We start from the raw sequence: 20581 nt of genomic DNA on the forward strand, positions 1-20581 counted from the left end.
CAGGTACGAAAGTAGGTCTTAGTGATCCGGTGGTTCTGTATGGAAGGGCCATCGCTCAACGGATAAAAGGTACTCCGGGGATAACAGGCTGATACCGCCCAAGAGTTCATATCGACGGCGGTGTTTGGCACCTCGATGTCGGCTCATCACATCCTGGGGCTGTAGTCGGTCCCAAGGGTATGGCTGTTCGCCATTTAAAGTGGTACGCGAGCTGGGTTCAGAACGTCGTGAGACAGTTCGGTCCCTATCTGTCGTGGGCGTTGGAGATTTGAGAGGGGCTGCTCCTAGTACGAGAGGACCGGAGTGGACGAACCTCTGGTGTTCCGGTTGTCACGCCAGTGGCACTGCCGGGTAGCTATGTTCGGAAGCGATAACCGCTGAAAGCATCTAAGCGGGAAGCGCGCCTCAAGATGAGATCTCCCGGGAGCTTGACTCCCCTAAAGGAACCATCAAGACTAGGTGGTTGATAGGCAGGGTGTGTAAGTGCAGCAATGCATTGAGCTAACCTGTACTAATGATCCGTGTGGCTTGACCATATAACCTCAAGTGGCCTTGGACTCGACGACGCGTCGACACTCCAACCCAACACTGACTCGCTACATTCCAATCTATTCGCCGACAACGCAGCTCCATCGCGTTGAAAGCAACCAACGAGAGCGTGTGCGCTATTCCTTCCGGAACCTGCGACCCTCCACCCTCTCCCTGGTGATAATAGCTGTGTGGAACCACCCGATCCCATCCCGAACTCGGAAGTGAAACGCACATGCGCCGATGGTAGTGTGGCTTAAGCCATGCAAGAGTAGGTCATCGCCAGGGGCTTTACCCTGAAGGCCGGATCCCAAAAGGATCCGGCCTTCTTCTTTGCGTCAGCGAAATGATAATCCCGGCACGCCGCGCGTCCGTATCCGCGTGATTTAGTACCCGCCGGAATGTCCGGCCACGGACGATCGGCGAGCGCCGCTGCACGCTGCGCTGCCGGTACAAAGTCGGTAGCCACCCATGCAGCGATGCGCCGCTGGATACGCAGTCCGAATCCGCACGCATGACTCCGGCTGGCGCAGCGCGTTATCCGCTGCGAACGGCTTGGCCGCCGAGTATCTGCGCCAACTGCGTCGGCCAGTGGGCCGACCGCCCAACTGCAGCTCGGTTGTCGCCGCGAGGTATTCCAAGTCACGGGCGGCGCGACGCTCCAGGACATACGCCGCGCAATCCGGGCCGCCGGATAACGATCCAGGCTGGCATGAACGGCATCGGCTTTGCTGGCAATACAGTGCTGCAGCTAAAGGGCGGCGCGGCCGCGGTGCCGGTGCCGGCGTTCCGGACCATCGAATTCGTCTGCCGCGGCGGCAATTTCCGACCGCACTACCGCAGCCGAGCGCAAAAGCGCCCGGTCGCGCTCAGCCCTGCGCCCGGAACGTCACCACCAGCACATCGCGATGCGCCTCGCGCGAGGGATCTTGCGGGGTCACCGCGGTCACGCCGTGGAACACCCGTGCGTCGTCGACCAGGGCGGCGTCGAGCGGGGCGGTCAGGGTGAAGCTGCCGAGTTCGGCGCCGTCGCGGTCGTGGATGGTGGTGGTGCCGCTGAGGATGTTGTGGCGGTCGATGAGCAGCACCAGCACGTAGTCGACGCCGTCGCGGTGCACGCCTTCGGGCGTGGGCTGGCCTTCGCGGTCGGGGCCGGCTTCGATGCGGAACTGGTGCAGTTCGATGCGCCAGGCCGCGGTGTGCGGCGCCAGCGCGGAGAAGAAGTCGCGGCAGAAGCCGAGCACGGTGCCCAGGCTGGCGCCGTCGGCGATGTCCTGGCGGACCGGCTCGAACCAGCGCTCGATGTCGCCCTGCAGGGCGTTGTAGCTCAGCGCCTGGTAGTGCGGCTGGTGCGGCTGGCGTTCGATCGCGCCGTCGCGGCGGGCCTGGAACACCGCGTGGCGGCGGCGGCGATGGCGGCCGACCTGGGCCAGGTAGGCGTCGGGCGCGAGGTCGTTCCAGCTCGCGGCGAACGCGTCCCAGTCGTCGAGCGAACCGTGCTGGAGCAGGTGCCCGCGCATGTCGGCGCCGGCGACGAAACGGAAGCCGCTGTCGCGGATGGAACGGGCGAATTCTTCGTGGTCGGACGGGGGCAGGGCGGACATGACGGGCTCGGTGCGTGGAGCGGCGCGCGGATGCGCGTGCGGGAGACGGCGGAGAGCGCGGCTGGCGGCAGCTGGCGCGCGGGGCGACGGGCGGATGCGCGCCATCGCCATCGGATCGGCCCGCCCCGGGCGCCGGACGCCGCGATGCTCATCGCCGTGCGCTCCTGTCGCGCCTTAGATCGTGGCCAGCGCCGCCAGCACCAGCAGCGCGACCGTGCAGGCGAATCCGCCGGCCCACACCGCGCTGCGCAGCGCAGCCTTGCCGGCGATGTAGAACACGCCGTGGAGGATGCGCAGGCCGATGAAAGCCAGCGCGAGCACGTCGATCCAGCCGGTGTCCACGCCCGCCATCTGCGCGCCGAGCACGCCGGCGGCGAAGGTCGGGAAAGCCTCGAAGGCGTTGAGGTGGGCGGCGTACGCGGCCTTGGAGCGCGGATTGTCCTGGCGCGCCTGCCAGCCGCGCGGGTCGCGGTTGTCGTAGCGCTGGCCGTTGGCCTTGGCCAGCGAGGTCCACAGGTAGGGCAGCAGCGCGGCGGCCAGCAGGCACCAGTAGGCGATGGTCATCGACATGGGCCTTCCTTGTGGCCGTGCCGCGCGACTGCGGCGACACCAGCCTAGCGGAAAAAACGACGGCGCCCAGGGGCGCCGTCGTCGGATGGCTTTGCGGCCGCGGGCGGCCGGATGCCGCGCAGTCGGCCTGGGGATTCTGCGATCGTCGGACGCGTGGCGGTGCCCGCTCGAACCGCAGTCGCGCTGCGATGGGTTTCGCGGCCGCAACCCACCGGAACATCGGGCTGTGCCCTGATCGATGTCCCGCCCCGTGCGATACGCTGCGGCGATCTGCCGGGTCGCCGTCGCGCTGCGATTCGCGTTGCGGCCGCGGACGGCAGGACCGCCGGGGCCGTCGGCGCGGCTGGATGCCAGCCGGCGCAACGCCCCGCGACGGTCCGCCGGGCCACGGCGGTTACTTCTTCGCCGGCGCCATCAGCTTGTCGTGCGCGGCGCGGAAGGCGTTGCCCTTGTACCAGTTCGGCCACTGCTCGTTGCCGGCCAGGATCTTGCCGACGCCGTACAGCGCGTCGAGGTCCTGGACCACGCCGTCGAGCTTCCAGTTCGGATCGAACTGGTCGGCCGGCTTGTGGTAGCGGTTGTCGCGGTAATCGACCTGGGCCTTCTGCCCGGCTTCCACGCCGCCGTCGATCAGGTCGTCGCCGCCCTTGGCGTACAGCGCCGGCACGCCGGCCTTGGCGAAGTTGAAATGGTCGGAGCGGAAGTAGAAGCCGTCCTGCGGCGTGCCTTCGGCATGCAGCACGCGGCCCTGGCCGTCGGCCACGGTCTTGAGCAGGTCCTCCAGCTCCGAGCTGCCGTAGCCGACCACGGTCATGTCGCGGGCCTTGCCGATGATCGGCATCGCGTCGAGGTTGATGACGGCGACGGTCTTGTTCAGCGGCACGGTCGGGTGGGCGACGTAGTACTTGGAGCCGAGCAGGCCCGATTCCTCCAGCGTCACCGCCAGGAACAGCAGCGAGCGGTCCGGCGGCGGGGTCTGCTTGCTGAAGGCTTCGGCGATCTCGAGGATGCCGGCCACGCCCGAGGCGTTGTCGACTGCGCCGTTGTAGATCGTGTCGTGGCCCTCGCCCTTCGCCGCCGCGGCGTGGCCTTCGTGGCCGCCTTCCTCGGCGTGATGGCCCAGGTGGTCCCAGTGCGCCATGTAGACGATGGCCTCGTCCGGACGCTTGGCGCCGTCCAGCCGCGCGATCACGTTGCGCGAGGACTTCTCGCTGATCTTGCTCTTCAGGTCGACCGAGGCCTTGGCCTGCAGCGCGATCGCCTTGAAGCCGCGCTTGCCGGCGGCCTGGTAGAGCTGGCCCAGGTCCTGGCCGAGGTCGGCGAACAGCTTGCGCGCGGTGTCGGCGGTGATCCAGCCCTGCACCGGCAGGCGCGGTTCCGGATCGTCCTTGGCCGGCAGGTCGAACTGCGCGCCGGACCAGGAGTTCTTGACCACGTCCCAGCCGTAGGAAGCGCCGGCGTCGTCGTGCACGATCAGCGCCGCCTTGGCGCCCTGCCGCGCGGCCTCTTCGAACTTGTAGGTCCAGCGACCGTAGTAGGTCATCCGCTTGCCTTCGAACAAGGTCGCGTCCTGGCCGTGGAAGCCCGGGTCGTTGACGAACATCACCACGGTCTTGCCCTTGACGTCGACGCCGGCGTAGTCGTTCCACTGCTGCTCCGGCGCGTTGACGCCGTAGCCGACGAAGACCAGGTCGCTGGCCTCGACCTTCACTTCCGGCTGGCCGGTGCGGGTGCCCACGACCATGTCGGTGCCGAACTTCAGCTCGCGCGCCTGTCCCTTGACGTCGAGTTTGAGCGCCGTGGTTTCGTCGGCGGTGGTCTCCACCATCGGCACGGTCTGGAAATAGCTGTCGCCGTTGCCCGGCTTCAGGCCCAGGCGCTTGAACTGCGCTTCCAGGTACTGGACGGTCTTGTCCTCGCCGGCGCTGCCGGGGGCGCGGCCCTCGAACTCGTCGGAGGCCAGGACCTTGACGTGCTGGGCGAAGTCGGCGGCGTTGATGGCCGCATCGAAGGCGGGCGCGGCCGGGGCGGCGGCGGCCGGATCGGACGCCGGTTGCGCCGCAGCGGCGCCGTCGGCGGGCGTTTGCTTGCAGGCGCTCAGCGCAAGCGTCGCAACGACCAGCGAGGTCGCGGCGAAGAGCGGACTATGTCGGGACAAGGTGTGGAACCTCCAAGGGCGGCCGGCGGCCGGGGCGTGGGGGAGGTCCATTCTAGGTGCAGGCCGGGGCCGCGGCGGGCCGGGCCGGTTTGACCGATCCGGGCGCTTCGCCGGGCGGCGCGCCGGGCGCGCGGCGGCGAAAGCCCCCGCGGCGGGCGCCCTTCACGGCCAGGGGAAGGCGGCGCCCGCAGCGGAGGCGGAGGACGATGCTTACTGCGCCGGCGGGGTCGCGCCGCTGAAGGCGATGGCGGTGGCGCCGCGGATCGCGCCGGTCTTGGCGCTGGCGTGCACGTACAGCTTGACCGGGCGCTCGAACACCAGCGGGCCGTCCACGCGCGCGTTCGGGCCGACGATCACGATCGGATCGCGCCGCTGGAAATTGAAGTTGCCGGTCGGCTTGGTGTACTTGATGCCGCCGGCGACGTGCGAATCGACGCCGACGGTGACGTCGCCGTTGACCGTCTCGATGCCGCCGGACAGCTCGGTGGCGACCAGGCCGATCGAGCCGTTGACGGTCTCCACGTCGCCGCGCACGCGGCCGCCGCGGTCGACGAAGACGCCGCCGTTGACGGTCTCGATGCCGGCGCCGGCGGTGAGCTTGGTGCCGGCGCGGATGCTGCCGTTGACCGTTTCCAGCCGGCCGGTCTGGGCGCCGTTGCCGACGGTGATGCTGCCGTTGACGGTATGCGCGTCGTCGACGGCGGCGTTGTCGCCGACGCGGATGCTGCCGTTGACGGTTTCCACGTCGCCGCGGCGCTGGCCGGCCTCGACGGTGATGCTGCCGTTGACCTTGCTGATGTCGTCGTCGGCCAGGGCCGCGGTCGAGGACAGGGCGATGAGGACGGACAGACAGGCGGACAGGTGGGTGCGGGTCATGGCGGGTTCCGTTGTTCGGGTGGGCATGGCTTGTGATGCGGCGGACGCGCGGACGGTTTACGCCGCGGCGAAAAAATCCCCGGGGCCGGGCGCCGCGGGACGCGGGCGTTGCCGCGGTCGCGCCGCCGTCGCGGTTTGCGCCGCCGTTCCCCGGGGCTTCATCGCCCGCTTCGCTACAATCGCCCAATCCGCGCGCCGCGGCGCCCGTCCTTAGTCATCCCGCCCTTCGTCATAGGAACCGCCCACGTGTCTGCGACCTCCCGCCCCAAGCCCGTAGTGCTGCTGATCCTCGACGGCTGGGGCCACCGCGACGACCCGGCCGACAACGCCCTGGCCCAGGCCGAGCTGCCGAACTGGCGCGCGCTGCTGGCCAGCCAGGCGCACACCCTGATCCACACCGAGGGCCGCCACGTCGGCCTGCCCGACGGGCAGATGGGCAATTCCGAGGTCGGCCACATGAATCTCGGCGCCGGCCGCATCGTCTACCAGGACCTGACCCGCATCGACGCGGCGGTCGAGGACGGCAGCTTCTTCGCCAACCAGGAACTGCGCGCCGCCTGCGCCGCGGCCAAGGATGCCGGCGCGACCCTGCACCTGATGGGCCTGCTCTCGCCCGGCGGCGTGCACAGCCACGAGCGGCACATCTTCGCGATGATCGAACTGGCCCGCCGCGAAGGCGTGGCGAAGGTCGCCGTGCACGCCTTCCTCGACGGCCGCGACATGCCGCCCAAGTCGGCCGCGCCGAGCCTGCAGCGCCTGCAGCAGGCCTGCGACCAGGCCGGCAACGCGCACATCGCCAGCATCGGCGGCCGCTACTACGCGATGGACCGCGACAAGCGCTGGGACCGCCAGCTGCGCGCCTGGAACGCGATCGTCGAAGCCCGCAGCGAGCACCATGCCGCGACCGCGCTGGAAGGGCTGGATGCGGCCTACGCGCGCGGCGAGACCGACGAATTCGTCGCCCCCACCGCGATCGGCGACGCCCGCCCGATGGCCGACGGCGACGCGGTGGTGTTCATGAACTTCCGCGCCGACCGCGCGCGCCAGCTCACCGCCGCCTTCGTCGATCCGAACTTCGACGGCTATCAGGCGCGCACGCCGAAGCTGTCGCGCTTCGTCTGCCTGACCGAATACGACGCCAGGCTGCCGGCGCCGGTCGCGTTCGGCCCCGACGACCTGCGCAACACGCTCGGCGAGCTGCTGGCCGCGCACGGCCTGAGCCAGCTGCGCATCGCCGAGACCGAGAAATACGCCCACGTCACCTTCTTCTTCAGCGGCGGACGCGAAGAGCCGTATGCCGGCGAGAGCCGGATCCTGGTGCCGAGCCCGAAGGTCGCCACCTACGACCTGCAGCCGGAAATGAGCTGCCCGGAAGTGACCGCGAAGCTGGTCGAGACGATCCGCGCGCAGGCGGTGGACGTGGCGATCTGCAACATCGCCAACCCCGACATGGTCGGCCACACCGGCGACCTGCAGGCGGCGATCCAGGCCGCGCAGGCGGTCGACAAGGCCATCGGCGCGATCGCTGCGGCGGTGCAGGACGTGCACGGCGCGCTGCTGATCACCGCCGACCACGGCAACCTGGAGATGATGCGCGACCCGTCCACCGGCCAGCCGCACACCGCGCACACCGTCGGCCCGGTGCCGCTGGTGTATATCGGCCCGCGCAAGGCGGCGCTGCGTTCCGGCGGCGCGCTGCGCGACGTCGCGCCGACCATCCTGGATCTGCTCGGGCTGCCGCAGCCCGAGGAGATGACCGGCCGCAGCCTGTTGGAGGGCTGATGCGAACCGCGTGCGCGTGGATCCTGGCGCTGCTGGCGGCGCTGCCGTTGGCGGCGCCGTCGGCGCGCGCCGCGGCGCAGGGCAACAGCCGCGAGACCGAGCGCAAGCTCGAGAAGATCAAGACCGAGCTCAAGTCGGTCGCGGCCGAGCGGCGCAAGCTGGAAGGCCAGCGCGGCGACGCGACCCAGAAGCTGCGCGCGGCCGACGAGCAGGTCGGCCGCTCCAACCGGGTGCTGCGCGATACCGAGACGCGGCTGGCGCGCGAACACGCCGCGCTCAAGCAGACCCAGGACCAGCGCGATTCGCTCAAGAAGAGCCTCGGCGCGCGCCGGCAGGAACTCGAACAATTGCTGCGCGCGGCCTACGCGCAGGGCAACGACGCGCCGCTCAAGGCGCTGCTGTCGCAGGACCGGGTCGCCGACAGCGGCCGCATCCTGACCTATCACGGCTACCTGCAGCGCGACCGCGCGCGCCGCATCGACGAGCTGACCGCGCAACTGCGCGAGCTGGACCGGCTCGAACGCGAGATCGGCGAGCGTCGGGCGAGCCTGGACAGCACCCGCAAGCAACAGCGCGCGCAACTGGGCCAGCTTGAGAAAGACCGCAAGGACCGCGCCGTCCTGGTCGCCCAGATCAACGAAAAATACGAAGACCGCAGCACCCGCGAGCGCGAGCTCGGCCGCGACGCCAAGGGCCTGGAGCAATTGCTGGCCAAGCTGCGCGCGGCCGCCGCGCGCGCCGCGGCCCAGCGCCGCGCCGCGGCCAAGGCCCGCGCCGAACGCGAAGCGCGCGAGGCGCGCCAAGCCGCCGCCGCGGCCGCCAAGGGCAAGCCCGCGCCGGTGCGCAAGCCGCCGGTGCAAGTGGCCAGCGCGCCGGCGCCGCAGGTCGGCGGGCTGGGCTGGCCGGTGTCGGGCGCGTTGCTGGCCGGCTTCGGCGGCACCATGCCCGACGGCCGCAGCAGCGAAGGCCTGTTGATCGGCGCGCCGGCCGGGGCCACGGTCAAGGCGGTCGGCGACGGCACCGTGGTCTATTCGGAATGGATGACCGGCTATGGCCTGCTGCTGATCGTCGACCACGGCAACGGCTACATGAGCCTGTACGCCAACAACGACGCCCTGCTCAAGGACGCCGGGGCGACGGTCAAGAAGGGCGATGCGATCGCCACCGTCGGCAGTTCCGGCGGCCACGGCCGGCCGGCGCTGTACTTCGAACTGCGCCGCGGCGGGCAGCCGGTGAATCCGGGCGTGTGGTTGCGGCGCTGAGGCGGGCGGGCCGGTTCGCGGCCCGGCGTCGCGGTTGCGGCGTCGTCGCGGGTTGGCGGCTGCGGCTGGCGCCGCGCTGCCGTCCGGAACGCGGCGTGCGCAGCGGCGCACAGGCCGCGCGGGCGGCGGTTGCGGAGTTTTAACGAAAGCTTGCAAGCGCCCCGCTTAACGTGCGCAGATAATCGACCGAACCCTGGCCGCCTCGTGCGGTCCGACTGCCACGGACCGCCGCACGCGGTCCAACCGCCATCCGCTTCGGAGCGTCGTGCATGTCCCTGCGTCACCCCCTGCGTAGTCTGCTTCCGCTCGCCCTGGCGCTGAGCGCCGTGCCGGCCCTGGCCCAGCAGCAGCCCGCGCCGCCGGCGCAGGCGACCCCACCCGCCGCGCCGGTGCAGGCGCCGCCCGCCGCGTCCCCGCCGGCGCCCGCCGACGCGGACGACGCCGACGCGCAGGACGACGGCCAGGCCGCGCCGCCGGCGCAGGCGCCGGGCAAGCGCGGCGCCAAGGCCGCCAAGGACGACAGCGATTCCAAGGTGCCGATCGACGAGATCCGCCGCTACGTCGCGGTCTACAACGCGGTCAAGCAGGCCTATGTCGAGCCGGTCGACGACGCCAAGCTGATGCATTCGGCGATCCGCGGCCTGCTGTTCGACCTCGACCCGCACAGCGTCTATTTCGACAAGGCCGACGCCGAGAACTTCGACGAACAATCGCGCGGCAACTACGACGGCATCGGCGTGGAACTGCAGCGCCAGCCCGACGGCACGCTGCGGGTGATCTCGCCGATCGACGACACCCCGGCCGCGCGCGCCGGGATCAAGGCCGGCGACCTGATCACCGCGATCGACGGCAAGCCGTTCAAGGTCGACGAAGGCGACAGCTCCGGCCCGCTGCGCGGCGCGCCGGGCACCAAGGTCGTGCTGACCCTCGTGCGCGAAGGCCGCGACAAGCCCTTCGACGTGACCGTGGCGCGCGAGACCATCCGCGTGGCCAGCGTCAAGAGCCGCATGCTCGAACCCGGCTACGGCTACCTGCGGGTGAGCGCGTTCCAGGCCGACACCGCGGCCGATTTCGAGAGCCAGTTGCGCAAGCTCAAGGAACAGTCCGGCGGCAAGCTGCGCGGGCTGGTGCTGGACTTGCGCAGCAATCCCGGCGGCCTGCTGACCTCGGCGGTGCAGATCGCCGACGACCTGCTCGAACGCGGCAAGATCGTCAGCACCCGCGGCCGCATCGCCATCAGCGACGCCGAGTTCAGCGCCACCCCGGGCGACCTGCTCGACGGCGCGTCGCTGGTGGTGCTGGTCGATGCGGGCTCGGCCAGCGCCTCGGAAGTGCTGGCCGGCGCGCTGCGCGACAACGGCCGCGGCCGCGTGGTCGGCAGCCGCACCTTCGGCAAGGGCTCGGTGCAGACCGTGCTGCCGCTGGACAACGGCGACTCGGTCAAGCTCACCACCGCGCGCTATTACACGCCCAGCGGCAAGTCGATCCAGGCGCTGGGCATCGTCCCGGACGTGACCTTGCGCGCGCCCAAGGCCGACAAGAGCGAACGCCCCAGCTACACCGAGGCGGCCTTGCCCGGCCACCTGCACGGCGACGAGGAAGGCCTGCCGGGCAGCAATGCCGGCGAGGTGCTCGAGGGCGACGGCCCGATCGCTTCGGCGCTGGCGGAGTTGAAGAAGCCCGGCGCGATCAAGGCGGCGCAGGCGGCGAAAGCGCCGGCGCCCGCGACCAAGCGCTGAGCGAGGCCGCCATCGGCCCGACCAAACGCCCGGCACGCGCCGGGCGTTTTTCGTTGGCGGCCGCCGTTGCTTTTGTGGGAGGGACTTCAGTCCCGATGCCTTTGCATCCGCTCACCGGCGAACTGAAAGAAAAGCATCGGGACTGAAGTCCCTCCCACGAAAGCGGTTCACTCGACCGGATCGAAGAACGCGCGCACCAGCCGGTAATGCTCGTCGCCGGGGTCGTCGCGGAAGCGCCGGTACTCGCGATAGCGCAGGTGCGCATCCGCCAGCCCGCGCTTGCGCAGGATCGCGCGCGCGGCGGCTTCGACGTCCTCGCCGTCGCCGCGCTGCCAGAACCGCACTTCCTGTTCGACGAAGGGAATCTGCAGTTCGATCCGGAACGGCATCGCGCGGCCGTAGTCCTCGTCCCAGTTAGCGTCGGCCAGCCCGCTCCACTGCAGCGCGAAGCGGCGGCCGTCGCGCGCGCCCAGGCTCAGCTCGCTCAGCGGCAGGCTCAGGTGCGAACACAGGTACAGGGTCGGCAGGCTGTCGCCTTCGTCTTCGTCGTCGTGCCAGCGGAAGCGGCAGTGCTGCTGTTCCAACTGGCGCCAGTCGCCGATGCGCAGCGGCAGCGATTCGTCGTAGAAGCGCGGGCTCAGCTCTTGCGCGAGCGCGTCGTCGCCGAAGCGGTGCGGGCGGCCGTCCACCTCGATCGACCAGCGCGGCTCGCCGCCGGCGTCCTCGTACAGCCAGCCGTGCAGCCGTGCGCGTGCGACCGCGATGCGCAGGTCCTTGAGTTCGATCGAGCCTTCGGGTCGGTCCATCGCGCCGGTTCGGATTCGCGGCCCGCTGCGGGCCGGTCGCGTCAGCGCGGCTTGGCCGGCAGCGGGAACGGGGTGACCACGCGCTCGCCCGAGGCAGCGTCGCGGATCGCCGACTGGCCTTTGCGCTCGACTTCCTCGATCCGCACGATGCTCTGCATCGGCAGGTGCAGCACGCGGGTGTTGCCGAACTCGTCGCGCAAGCGCTCCTCGGTCGGGTCCACCACCAGCCCGTCGTGCAGGTCGAACACCAGTTCGCTGACCTCGGTGAAGCCCCACAGCGTGCCCGCGCCGATCTTGCGCGCGTACAGCTCGTAGATCTTGCCGGCGTTGAGGAAGGTGACTTTGTAGAGCGTGGACATGGCGGGCGGGGAATGAAGGGAAAGAGGGCGGCAGGCGATCGACAGCCCGCGGCCTGTATCGAGCGTGGGGTTTGCCGGCCGCCAACTCAAGGGCGGAAGCCGGGCCGCGTCACGCAATCCCCGCTCCGGTTCCCCTTGTTCGCCTCAATACCCGCGCTTGCGCCGCAACCGCCGCGCGATGCCCGCGCGCGCGATCAGCGCGAACGCGCCGCCGAAGGCGAAGCCGGCCAGGTGCGCCGACCAGGCCACCGCGCCGAAGGCCGGGCCGATGAAGGTGAACACCACTTGCAGCAGCGCCCACACCCCGATCAGCAGCGGCGCGGGCACTTTGACGAACTGCAGGAACAGGCCCAGCGGCACCACCACGCCGAGCTTGGCGCCGGGGAACAGCGCCAGGTAGGCGCCGATCAGCGCCGACACCGCGCCGCTGGCGCCGATGATCAGCCGGTCCGGGGTGGCGATGGCGATGACCGCGGCGAGGTTGGCCACTGCGCCGCCGCACAGGAACAGCGCCAGCAGCCGCCACGGCCCCATCGCCCGCTCGGCCGGCAGGCCGAAGATCAGCAGGAACACCAGGTTGCCGAGCAGGTGCGCCCAGTCGGCGTGCAGGAACAGGGCGCTGAACAGCCGCAGCACGCTGCCCTCGCGGACCGCGTCCCACCATGCTTCCGGCGAGGACAGGCCGCCCGACAGCGCGCCCCATTCCACCATCAGCCGGCGTTGCTCCGGGTCGGGCAGGACCACCGCCGAGACGATGAAGCAGATCCACAGCAACGCGAACAACAACGGGGTCGCCCAGCGCAGGCGCGTGCGTTCGCGCGAGGGAATGGCGACGAACACGGCGTCAGCGCCGCGAGACCGCGGCCGCAGTTGCCCTATTCAGGCAAGAAGTCGGCGTAAGTGTCTGTAGGGGCTGGGATTGCGACATCGGTGCGAGACGAATTTGCCCGGTTGGGCGTATTGTTAGCGTTCGGTTAACGGCCGCGCTATAGTGCATACGGCGTCGTACGTCGGGAGGGGTTTCCGGCGGCATCGCAGTCCGCACTGCGGGGCGATGCACACGGCCGCGACAGACGAAAAAATACTCCAACGGAGAATACACGCATGCAACCCTCACACCGCACCATCCGCCTGACCGCGATCGCATTGGGCGTGGCCGGCGTCATCAGCTTCGGCTCGGCCGGCGCCACCGGTTTCCAGATCCGCGAGAACAGCGTCAAGAACCAGGGCCGCGCCTTCGCCGGCAGCGCCGTTTCGGAGAAGGACGCGTCGGTCGTCTCGAACAACCCGGCGGCGATGGTGAACCTGGACTCGACCACCATCCGTGGCGATGTGACGGCGATCGACCTGACCGCCAAGTTCAGCGGCAACGGCACCGCCGCGGCCGGCACCCCGCTCGCCCGTCCGATGACCGGCGGCAACGGCGGCGACCCGGGCGACATCACCCCGGTCCCGGCGCTGTCGATCGTGGTCCCGCTGTCGGGCTCGTTCGAGAAGCTCACCCTCGGCGCCCAGCTCAGCGCGCCGTTCGGCCTGAAGACCGAATACGACCCGAACTGGATCGGCCGCTACAGCGCCATCGAGTCGGAAGTGAAGACCATCGACCTGACCCTCTCCGCCGCGGTCAAGCTGACCGACCGCTTCTCGGTCGGCGCCGGCTTCGTCTACGAGCGCGCCGAGGCGACGCTGACCAACGCCGTCGACTTCGGCGGCCTGATCTGCCGCATGAGCCCGGCCGCCTGCGCGGTGCCGAACACCCCGTACGGCCCGCAGCGCGCCGACGGCCTGGCCAAGGTCAAGGGCGACGACACCGGCATCGGCTGGATCCTGGGCTTCCAGTGGAAGCCGACCGACCGCCTGTCGATCGGTTACTCGCACCGCTCCGAGATCGACCACGACCTGGAAGGCACGGTGACCTTCACCAAGCCGGCCTCGGTGACCCCGCTGCTGGCCAACACCGTGTACAACACGGCGCCGGGCGGCGCGGCGCTGACCACGCCGAGCACCGATACGCTGAGCGTGGGCTACGCCTTCTCCGACCAGTTCCGCATGATGTTCGATGCGCAGAAGACCGACTGGCACTCGCTGCAGACCGTGGAGATCAAGCGTTTCGACGGCATCGGCATCAGCAAGGAAGAGTTCCAGTGGGAAGACACGATGATGTACGCGCTGGGCGCCGAATACGATCTCAATGATCGTTTCACCCTGCGCGGCGGCATCGCCAAGGACGAAACCCCGACCAACGACACCCACCGCACTCCGCGCCTGCCCGACAACGACCGTACCCTGTACTCGGTCGGCCTGACCTGGAACGCGAACGAGCACCTGAGCGTGGACGCGGCGTACACCCGCATCCAGATCGACAGCCCGGACGTGGACATCGTCTCGTCCAGCGGTTCGACCCTGGTCGGCAAGTTCAAGGGCCACGCCAACCTGTTCGGCGTCTCGGCGCAGTACAAGTTCTGATCGTTTAGCGATCCGGATGCAGTCGCGAAAGCCCCGCTTCGGCGGGGCTTTCTTTTTGTCCGTTCGCCGGCCGGGGCTTGACCGATTAATTTAGGAGTCCTAATAATATCGCCATGAGCGATGCCGCCTTCCACCTGCGCCAGACCGCCCTGGGCCTGGAGCGCCTGGCCGGACTGATGCGCGCGCAGCAATGGCGCGAGCCGGACGCGTACGCGCTGCACCCGGCCCAGCGCGCGCTGCTGGAGCTGCTGGGCGAGGACAAGCGCGGTTGGCGGGTCGGCGAGCTGGCGCAGCGCCTGGGCGTGTCGGCGGCCAGCGCCAGCGACACCATCGCCGCGCTGCAGGCGCGCGAGCTGGTGCGGCGCGAGCGCGATCCCGACGACGGCCGCGCGGTGCGCGTGCACCCGAGCCGGCGCGGACTGGCCTGGCTGCGCCGCAGCCGCGCCCGCGGCGGGCTCGGCGAGCGCTTGCTGGCGACGCTGGCGCCGGACGAGTTGGCGGGGTTCTCGCGTTCGCTGCAGCTGCTGATCCTGCAGGCCCAGCGCGAGGGCCTGGCGACCGGGCTGCGCACCTGCGCCGGTTGCGAGTTCTTCCGTCCGTTCGAAGGCGGCGGCGACGCGCCGCATTACTGCGCCCTGGTCGGCGCGCCGTTCGGCGATGCGCAGTTGCGCGTGGATTGCGCCGAGTACCGGCCGCGCGCCGCGGATGCGCGCGCCGGCGCGCTGGATGCGGTGGCGGCGCGGTTCCGCGCCGGCGCCGCCGATACGGAAAAGACAACGCGCCGCGGCCCCGCGCCGCCGCGCACGCATTCCGCAGCCGCGGAATAGGCGGGCGGCGGCCGACTGGCATCGGCGCGCCGCCCTTCCTCTCACCACCCGTCTGAGAGCAAGCAAGAGGAGATTCCAGTATGCGTCAGAAAGCCGTGTTCTTTCATGCCGGTTGCCCGGTGTGCGTGGCCGCCGAACAGCAGGTCGCCGAAGCCATCGACCGCGCGCGTTTCGAGGTCGAGGTCGTGCACCTGGGCGAGGCCTCGGCGCGGATCGCCGAGGCCCGCGCGGCCGGGGTGATCTCGGTGCCGGCCCTGGTCCTGCAGGACCAGGTCTTCCACATCAACTTCGGCGCGGCCTTGTCCGACCTGGGTTGAGTCCGACCGCGCCGGCCGCGTGCGCGCGGCCGGCGCCCAGGGGGAGACCGCGATGGGATCGAACCACGCAGGCACGACGGTGACGGCGCTGTTGCGCGGTCGCGCCGTCGCTTACAGCCGGCCCGGCAGCGTCAGCGCGATCGACAAGCGGCCGCTGCACGGCCCGGTGCGGATCGGCGAACTCGGCCTGGACGGCGACGAGCAAGGCGACCTGCGCGTGCACGGCGGGCCGGACAAGGCCGTGCACCACTATCCGCGCGAGCACTACCGGCATTGGCGCGAGGAAGTCGGCGCGCATCCGCTGTTCGACGCGCCCGGCGCGTTCGGCGAGAACCTCAGCAGCGAAGGCCTGGACGAGGCCGCGGTGTGCCTGGGCGATCGCTACCGTTTCGGCGAGGTCCTGCTCGAAGTGAGCCAGGCGCGGCAGCCGTGCTGGAAGCTCAACGACCGCTTCGGCGTCGCCGACATGGCGCGGCGGATGCAGGCCAACGGCCGCACCGGCTGGTATTACCGGGTGATCGAAGCCGGCCGGGCGCAGGCCGGCGAACGCCTGCGACTGCTGGCGCGGCCGTGGCCGCAGTGGCCGTTGCGGCGGATCGCGACGATGCTGTTCGTGCGCACGCTCGAACGCGAGGAACTGCAGGCGGCGCTGGCCTTGCCGCTGGTGCCGTCGTGGCGCAAGCTGGTCGAAGCCCGGCTCGCGCGCGGCCAGGTCGAGGATTGGAGCAAGCGCATCGACGGGCCGTCGCGCAGCTGATCGCCGGCGCGGCGCACACCCGTCCATCAGCACAGGCACGAGGAAAGAATGGAGACGATCCGGTTCGCCGTCGAGGAAAAGGCGCTGTTGGTCGCGCGGTTGCAGCGTTACTTCAGCGAAGAGCTCAAGCAATCGATCGGCCGCTTCGATGCGGAGTTCCTGCTCGACTTCGTTTCCGAGGAACTCGGCGCGTATTACTACAACCGCGGCGTCGCCGATGCGCAGGCGGTGCTGGCGGCGAAGGTCGAAGACCTGGCCGATGCGGTGTGGCAGTTGGAGCGGCCGACCGAGTTCAAGCGCTGAGGTTCGCCTCGTCTGAGAAAAAACATCGGGCCTGAAGGCCCTCCCACAAAAGCGGCCCGGCCCGGCTTGCGCTGTTGTGGGAGGGCCTTCAGGCCCGGCGCTTTCCGCTCCGCAGCGACGGACTAACCGACCCGCCCGCTCGACTTCGCCGTAACCGCGAAGCACGCCCGCACCGGCGAACTCACGATCAACACCGCCTCCTGCTTGAACCGCCGCTTATACTCGTCGGCGATCTCGACCACGCGCTTGCGTTGTTCGGCGTTGTCTTCGTGGATCAGGTCGATCGCGCGCGAGTCTTCCTGCTCGACCTGGCCGCTGTCGCCGCGCCACTGGCCCCTGGCCTGGTAGACGGTGAGCCCGGCGGGAAAGCGCGGGGTGACGACTTCGGCGAGAAACGCCTGCCACTGCGCTTCGCCGACCGGGCCGTCGGGACTGTTCATGCCGAACAGCACGCGGTCCTGGCGACGCTCGGAGCAGGCCGAGGGATCGCCGGGCTTGACCGGCAGCGGCGCCAGCGAGGCGCAGGCGCTGAGCGCGCACAAGACGGTGGCGAGCAGGGCGGGGCGCAGCATGGGCGCTTCTCCGGGCAAGGGACTGGCGCCAGCGTAAGGCCGCAGGGGAGGGGCGGCGCTGCGACTGCGGTCGAGGGTTTGAAGGGTGGAGCCGATTCGGGGCCGATTCGACTCGGGCCGATACGAAAGCGTCGGGCCCGAAGGCCCTCCCACAAAAGCGGCCCGTTGCGGCCCATGCTCCTGTGGGAGGGCCTTCAGGCCCGACGCGTTTGGTTCCGACGCTGCGCTGCAACCGGCAAACAAAAGGCGCGGCCGCCGCAGCGGCCGCGCCCTCAATCGCCCGATCAGTCGCCCAGGGTCAGCAGCGAGGCATTGCCGCCGGCCGCGGTGGTGTTGACGGTGACGGTCTTCTCGGTGGTGAAGCGCGGCAGGTAGTGCGGGCCGCCGGCCTTGGGGCCGGTGCCGGACAGGTTCTGGCCGCCGAAGGGCTGCACGCCGACGACCGCGCCGATCTGGTTGCGGTTGACGTAGCAGTTGCCGACCTTGACCCGGGTGCTGATGCGCTCGATGGTCTCGTCGATGCGCGAGTGGATGCCCAGGGTCAGGCCGTAACCGGTGGCGTTGATCGCATCGATCACCGCGTCGAGCTGGTCGGCCTTCCAGCGGATCACGTGCAGCACCGGGCCGAACACTTCCTTGTGCAGCTGGCCGAGCGACTTGAGCGCGTAGGCGCGCGGGGCGAAGAAGCTGCCGTGGGCGGCCTCGGCGTCGAGCGCGACTTCGGCGATCTTGGTCGCTTCGCTGTCCATGCGCGCGGCGTGCTCGCGCAGCATCTTCAGCGCATCCTCGTCGATCACCGGGCCGACGTCGGTCGACAGCAGGCCTGGGTCGCCGACCTTCAGCTCGGCCATCGCGCCGGCGAGCATGTGGGTGACCTTGTCGGCGATGTCGTCCTGCACGAACAGCACGCGCGCGGCCGAGCAACGCTGGCCGGCCGAGGTGAAGGCCGAGCCGATCGCGTCCTTGACCAGTTGCTCGGGCAGCGAGGAGGAGTCGGCGATCAGCGCGTTCTGGCCGCCGGTCTCGGCGATCAGCACGCCGATGGCGGCGTCGCGCGCGGCCAGCGCGCGGTTGATCGCGCGCGCGGTGTCGGTCGAGCCGGTGAAGGCCACGCCGGCCACGCGCGGGTCGCGGGTCAGCGCGGCGCCGACGGTGGCGCCGTCGCCGGGCAGGAACTGCAGCGCCGCTTCGGGGATGCCGGCTTCGTGCAGCAGCTTGACCGCGTAGTAGCCGATCAGGTTGGTCTGCTCGGCCGGCTTGGCGATGACGGCGTTGCCGGCGGCCAGGGCGGCGGAGATCTGGCCGAGGAAGATCGCCAACGGGAAGTTCCACGGGCTGATGCAGACGAACACGCCGCGGCCGGACAGGTGCAGGGTGTTGGACTCGCCGGTCGGGCCCGGCAGCGCTTCGGGCGCGAACAGCTTGCGCGCCTGGGCGCCGTAGTAGCGCAGGAAGTCGACCGCTTCGCGCACTTCGGCGACGCCGTCGGGAATAGTCTTGCCGGCTTCCTTGGTGCACAGCGCGATGTACTGCGGCATGCGGTCTTCCAGCAGCTGCGCGGCGTGCTCCAGGATCGCGGCGCGGCTGGCGGCCGGGGTCGCATCCCAGGCTTCCTGCGCGGCCACCGCGTTCTTCAGCGCCTGCTCGACGGTCGCGCTGTCGGCGGCCTTCCACTGGCCGACGATCTCGCGGCGGTCAGCCGGGTTGGTCACGGCGATGTCGGCGCCGCCGATGCTGGCGCCCGGCACCAGCGGCGCGGCGCGCCAGTCGGTGCGGGCGGCGGCGTTGACGTCGGCGGCGAGGGACTGCAGTTGCTGGTCGTTGGCGAGATTGACGCCCATGGAATTGGTCCTGTCGTAGCCGAAGCTGCGGTAGAGGTCGGCCGGAAGCGGAATGCGCGGATGCGGGATGCTGGCGAAGCCGGACACCGTCTCGACCGGATCCTGGATCAGGTCGTCGATGGCGATGTCCTCGTCGGTGATGCGGTTGACGAAGCTGGAGTTGGCGCCGTTCTCGAGCAGGCGGCGCACCAGGTACGGCAGCAGGTCTTCGTGCGAGCCGACCGGCGCGTACACGCGGCACGGCGCGTTCAGGCGGTCGGCCGGGATCACCTCGGCGTAGAGGTCGTCGCCCATGCCGTGCAGCTTCTGGAACTCGAAGTGGCGTTCGCGGCCCATCGCCTTGGCGCGCTGGTGGATAGTGGCGATGGTCTGGGCGTTGTGGGTGGCGAACATCGGATAGATCGCATCCGAAGCCTCCAGCATGCGCCGCGCATTGGCGAGATACGACACGTCGGTGTTCGGCTTGCGGGTGAACACCGGATAGCCGAGTTGGCCGTCGACCTGGGCGCGCTTGACCTCGCTGTCCCAGTACGCGCCCTTGACCAGGCGCACCGGGATGCGCCGGCCGACCCGGCGGGCGAGGTCGGCGATGAACGCGATCGCCTCCGGCGCGCGCTTCTGGTAGGCCTGGATCGCCAGGCCGTAGCCTTCCCAGCCGTCCAGCGAGGCGTCGGCGTACGCGGCCGCGATCACGTCCAGCGACAGCTCCAGGCGGTCGGCTTCCTCGGCGTCGATGGTGAAGCCGATGCCGTAGCCCTTGGCCAGTTGCGCCAGTTCGAGCACGCGCGGGGTCAGTTCGGCGAACACGCGCTCGCGCTTGGCGTGCTCGTAGCGCGGGTGCAGCGCCGACAGCTTGACCGAGATCGACGGCGTGGCGAACACGTCGGCGTTCTTGTAGTTGCCGCTCTTGCCGATCGCGTGGATCGCGTCGCGGTAGGCCTGCAGGTAGCGCAGCGCGTCCTTGGTGGTCAGCGCGCCTTCGCCGAGCATGTCGAAGGAATAGCGGTAGTTCGCGTTGTCGCCCTTCTTCGAGCGCGACAGCGCCTCGCCGATGGTGCGGCCCATGACGAACTGGTGGCCCATGATGCGCATGGCCTGGCGCACCGCCAGCCGGATCACCGGCTCGCCGACGCGGCCGACCAGGCGCTTGAAGGCGTTGTGGACGTCGCGCTTGGTGTCGTCGGCCAGGTCGACCAGGGTGCCGGTCAGCATCAGGCCCCAGGTCGAGGCGTTGACCAGCACCGAGTCCGATTGGCCCAGGTGGCGCTTCCAGTCGGCCTCGCCGAGCTTGTCGCGGATCAGCTTGTCGGCGGTTTCCTGGTCCGGAATGCGCAGCAGCGCCTCGGCCACGCACATCAGCAGCACGCCTTCCTCGCTGCCCAGGTCGTACTGGCGCATGAAGGCCTCGATCGCGCCCTGGTCCTGGGCGCGGGCGCGGACCCGGCGGACCAGGTCGGCGGCGGTGGCCTGGGCCGCGGCGCGATCGGCGTCGGGCAGGCGCGCCAGCTCGAGCAGGCCGCGCACATGCTCGGCTTCGTCGCGGACCCAGCCCGCGGTGAGCGCGGCGCGCGGTCCGGCCGGCGGCGCCGGCAGTTCGGGGCTGATCATCGCCGACAGCGGCTGGGCGCCGGGGCGCGGCGGCGGGCCGTCGCTGGCGACGGCGGAGGGAGCGTTGGTGGACATCGGACCCGGGACAGGGGTGGGAAGTCCGCCATTTTAGAGCTTTCTCTCGACCGCCATATGCCCTTTTTCGGCTGGATCGCAGGCCCCGTACACCATCCGCCCGGGTAGGGCGGCCGGCCCCGCGCGCGGCC

At 70.2% G+C, this 20581-nt stretch carries 17 protein-coding genes and 2 rRNA genes (1 of these 19 running past the window's edge); 10 read left to right on the forward strand and 9 right to left on the reverse strand.

What is annotated here, in order from left to right; genetic code table 11:
* Both BLV01_RS24230 and rrf read left to right on the forward strand, forming a co-directional pair.
* A 23S ribosomal RNA gene (locus BLV01_RS24230) occupies positions 1-536 on the forward strand; it begins 2328 nt to the left of the window's first position.
* A gap of 165 nt (positions 537-701) precedes the next feature.
* Positions 702-816, forward strand: a 5S ribosomal RNA gene (gene rrf / locus BLV01_RS24235).
* Positions 817-1397: 581 nt separating this feature from the next.
* Here rrf and BLV01_RS24240 read toward each other — a convergent pair.
* From BLV01_RS24240 to BLV01_RS24255, 4 genes are all read right to left on the reverse strand, one after another.
* Positions 1398-2132, reverse strand: a complete 735-nt coding sequence (locus tag BLV01_RS24240; protein ID WP_091806354.1) for a 2OG-Fe dioxygenase family protein — start codon at positions 2130-2132, stop codon at positions 1398-1400.
* 174 nt (positions 2133-2306) lie between these two features.
* Positions 2307-2702: an MAPEG family protein gene (locus BLV01_RS24245; protein WP_217633584.1), complete on the reverse strand. Its 396-nt coding sequence runs from the start codon at positions 2700-2702 to the stop codon at positions 2307-2309.
* 394 nt (positions 2703-3096) lie between these two features.
* Positions 3097-4860, reverse strand: coding sequence for a M28 family metallopeptidase (locus BLV01_RS24250; RefSeq protein ID WP_254782761.1), 1764 nt, complete (start codon positions 4858-4860; stop codon positions 3097-3099).
* A 210-nt stretch (positions 4861-5070) separates the two neighbouring features.
* Complete coding sequence (locus BLV01_RS24255) at positions 5071-5736, reverse strand: DUF4097 family beta strand repeat-containing protein (RefSeq protein WP_091806359.1); 666 nt, start codon at positions 5734-5736, stop codon at positions 5071-5073.
* A 246-nt stretch (positions 5737-5982) separates the two neighbouring features.
* On the opposite strand from BLV01_RS24255, the gene gpmI reads away from it, so the two are divergent.
* From gpmI to BLV01_RS24270, 3 genes are all read left to right on the forward strand, one after another.
* The gene (gene gpmI / locus BLV01_RS24260; RefSeq protein WP_091806361.1) at positions 5983-7518 is read left to right on the forward strand and encodes a 2,3-bisphosphoglycerate-independent phosphoglycerate mutase; all 1536 of its coding nucleotides are present in this window, start codon (positions 5983-5985) and stop codon (positions 7516-7518) included.
* Positions 7518-8780, forward strand: a complete 1263-nt coding sequence (locus BLV01_RS24265; protein ID WP_091806364.1) for a murein hydrolase activator EnvC family protein — start codon at positions 7518-7520, stop codon at positions 8778-8780. Before gpmI ends, BLV01_RS24265 begins: the two co-directional genes overlap by 1 nt.
* A 269-nt stretch (positions 8781-9049) precedes the next feature.
* A complete protein-coding gene (locus tag BLV01_RS24270) occupies positions 9050-10519 on the forward strand; it encodes a S41 family peptidase (RefSeq protein WP_091806366.1) in 1470 nt (489 codons plus the stop codon).
* A gap of 167 nt (positions 10520-10686) precedes the next feature.
* On the opposite strand, the gene BLV01_RS24275 is transcribed toward BLV01_RS24270, so the two are convergent.
* The 3 genes from BLV01_RS24275 to BLV01_RS24285 all read right to left on the reverse strand — a co-directional run bounded on the left by BLV01_RS24275 (position 10687) and on the right by BLV01_RS24285 (position 12524).
* On the reverse strand, positions 10687-11325 hold the full coding sequence (locus BLV01_RS24275) for a hypothetical protein (protein ID WP_091806369.1): 639 nt from the start codon (positions 11323-11325) through the stop codon (positions 10687-10689).
* Between the two features lie 41 nt (positions 11326-11366).
* Entirely contained in the window at positions 11367-11684 is a 318-nt protein-coding gene (locus BLV01_RS24280) for a DUF1820 family protein (RefSeq protein WP_057945920.1), read from the reverse strand.
* Between the two features lie 144 nt (positions 11685-11828).
* The gene (locus tag BLV01_RS24285) at positions 11829-12524 is read right to left on the reverse strand and encodes a rhomboid family intramembrane serine protease (RefSeq protein WP_091806372.1); all 696 of its coding nucleotides are present in this window, start codon (positions 12522-12524) and stop codon (positions 11829-11831) included.
* Between the two features lie 264 nt (positions 12525-12788).
* On the opposite strand from BLV01_RS24285, the gene BLV01_RS24290 reads away from it, so the two are divergent.
* From BLV01_RS24290 to BLV01_RS24310, 5 genes are all read left to right on the forward strand, one after another.
* Positions 12789-14150, forward strand: coding sequence for an OmpP1/FadL family transporter (locus BLV01_RS24290; RefSeq protein WP_091806375.1), 1362 nt, complete (start codon positions 12789-12791; stop codon positions 14148-14150).
* Between the two features lie 113 nt (positions 14151-14263).
* Positions 14264-14977 (forward strand): MarR family winged helix-turn-helix transcriptional regulator, encoded by a 714-nt coding sequence (locus tag BLV01_RS24295; protein WP_091806378.1) that lies wholly within the window; start codon positions 14264-14266, stop codon positions 14975-14977.
* An 80-nt stretch (positions 14978-15057) separates the two neighbouring features.
* Positions 15058-15294, forward strand: coding sequence for a thioredoxin family protein (locus BLV01_RS24300; RefSeq protein ID WP_091806381.1), 237 nt, complete (start codon positions 15058-15060; stop codon positions 15292-15294).
* A 52-nt stretch (positions 15295-15346) separates the two neighbouring features.
* The gene (locus BLV01_RS24305; RefSeq protein ID WP_091806383.1) at positions 15347-16051 is read left to right on the forward strand and encodes an MOSC domain-containing protein; all 705 of its coding nucleotides are present in this window, start codon (positions 15347-15349) and stop codon (positions 16049-16051) included.
* A gap of 48 nt (positions 16052-16099) precedes the next feature.
* A complete protein-coding gene (locus tag BLV01_RS24310) occupies positions 16100-16354 on the forward strand; it encodes a DUF2164 domain-containing protein (protein WP_091806386.1) in 255 nt (84 codons plus the stop codon).
* A 122-nt stretch (positions 16355-16476) separates the two neighbouring features.
* On the opposite strand, the gene BLV01_RS24315 is transcribed toward BLV01_RS24310, so the two are convergent.
* The gene (locus BLV01_RS24315; protein WP_091806388.1) at positions 16477-16926 is read right to left on the reverse strand and encodes a DUF3574 domain-containing protein; all 450 of its coding nucleotides are present in this window, start codon (positions 16924-16926) and stop codon (positions 16477-16479) included.
* Between the two features lie 284 nt (positions 16927-17210).
* On the reverse strand, positions 17211-20375 hold the full coding sequence (putA, locus tag BLV01_RS24320; protein WP_091806419.1) for a bifunctional proline dehydrogenase/L-glutamate gamma-semialdehyde dehydrogenase PutA: 3165 nt from the start codon (positions 20373-20375) through the stop codon (positions 17211-17213).
* Positions 20376-20581 lie beyond the last annotated feature (206 nt).

Source organism: Lysobacter sp. yr284 (assembly GCF_900107375.1).
In the GTDB taxonomy this organism is placed as follows: domain Bacteria; phylum Pseudomonadota; class Gammaproteobacteria; order Xanthomonadales; family Xanthomonadaceae; genus Lysobacter.

Excerpts from the sequence above, each read along its gene's own strand:
- BLV01_RS24290 (WP_091806375.1), top strand. The coding sequence starts at position 12,789 with ATGCAACCCTCACACCGCACCATCCGCCTGACCGCGATCGCATTGGGC.
- BLV01_RS24280 (WP_057945920.1), bottom strand. The coding sequence starts at position 11,684 with ATGTCCACGCTCTACAAAGTCACCTTCCTCAACGCCGGCAAGATCTAC.
- BLV01_RS24295 (WP_091806378.1), top strand. The coding sequence starts at position 14,264 with ATGAGCGATGCCGCCTTCCACCTGCGCCAGACCGCCCTGGGCCTGGAG.
- putA (WP_091806419.1), bottom strand. The coding sequence starts at position 20,375 with ATGATCAGCCCCGAACTGCCGGCGCCGCCGGCCGGACCGCGCGCCGCG.
- BLV01_RS24315 (WP_091806388.1), bottom strand. The coding sequence starts at position 16,926 with ATGCTGCGCCCCGCCCTGCTCGCCACCGTCTTGTGCGCGCTCAGCGCC.
- BLV01_RS24275 (WP_091806369.1), bottom strand. The coding sequence starts at position 11,325 with ATGGACCGACCCGAAGGCTCGATCGAACTCAAGGACCTGCGCATCGCG.
- BLV01_RS24310 (WP_091806386.1), top strand. The coding sequence starts at position 16,100 with ATGGAGACGATCCGGTTCGCCGTCGAGGAAAAGGCGCTGTTGGTCGCG.
- BLV01_RS24270 (WP_091806366.1), top strand. The coding sequence starts at position 9,050 with ATGTCCCTGCGTCACCCCCTGCGTAGTCTGCTTCCGCTCGCCCTGGCG.
- BLV01_RS24305 (WP_091806383.1), top strand. The coding sequence starts at position 15,347 with ATGGGATCGAACCACGCAGGCACGACGGTGACGGCGCTGTTGCGCGGT.
- BLV01_RS24240 (WP_091806354.1), bottom strand. The coding sequence starts at position 2,132 with ATGTCCGCCCTGCCCCCGTCCGACCACGAAGAATTCGCCCGTTCCATC.
- BLV01_RS24265 (WP_091806364.1), top strand. The coding sequence starts at position 7,518 with ATGCGAACCGCGTGCGCGTGGATCCTGGCGCTGCTGGCGGCGCTGCCG.
- BLV01_RS24255 (WP_091806359.1), bottom strand. The coding sequence starts at position 5,736 with ATGACCCGCACCCACCTGTCCGCCTGTCTGTCCGTCCTCATCGCCCTG.
- BLV01_RS24245 (WP_217633584.1), bottom strand. The coding sequence starts at position 2,702 with ATGTCGATGACCATCGCCTACTGGTGCCTGCTGGCCGCCGCGCTGCTG.
- BLV01_RS24300 (WP_091806381.1), top strand. The coding sequence starts at position 15,058 with ATGCGTCAGAAAGCCGTGTTCTTTCATGCCGGTTGCCCGGTGTGCGTG.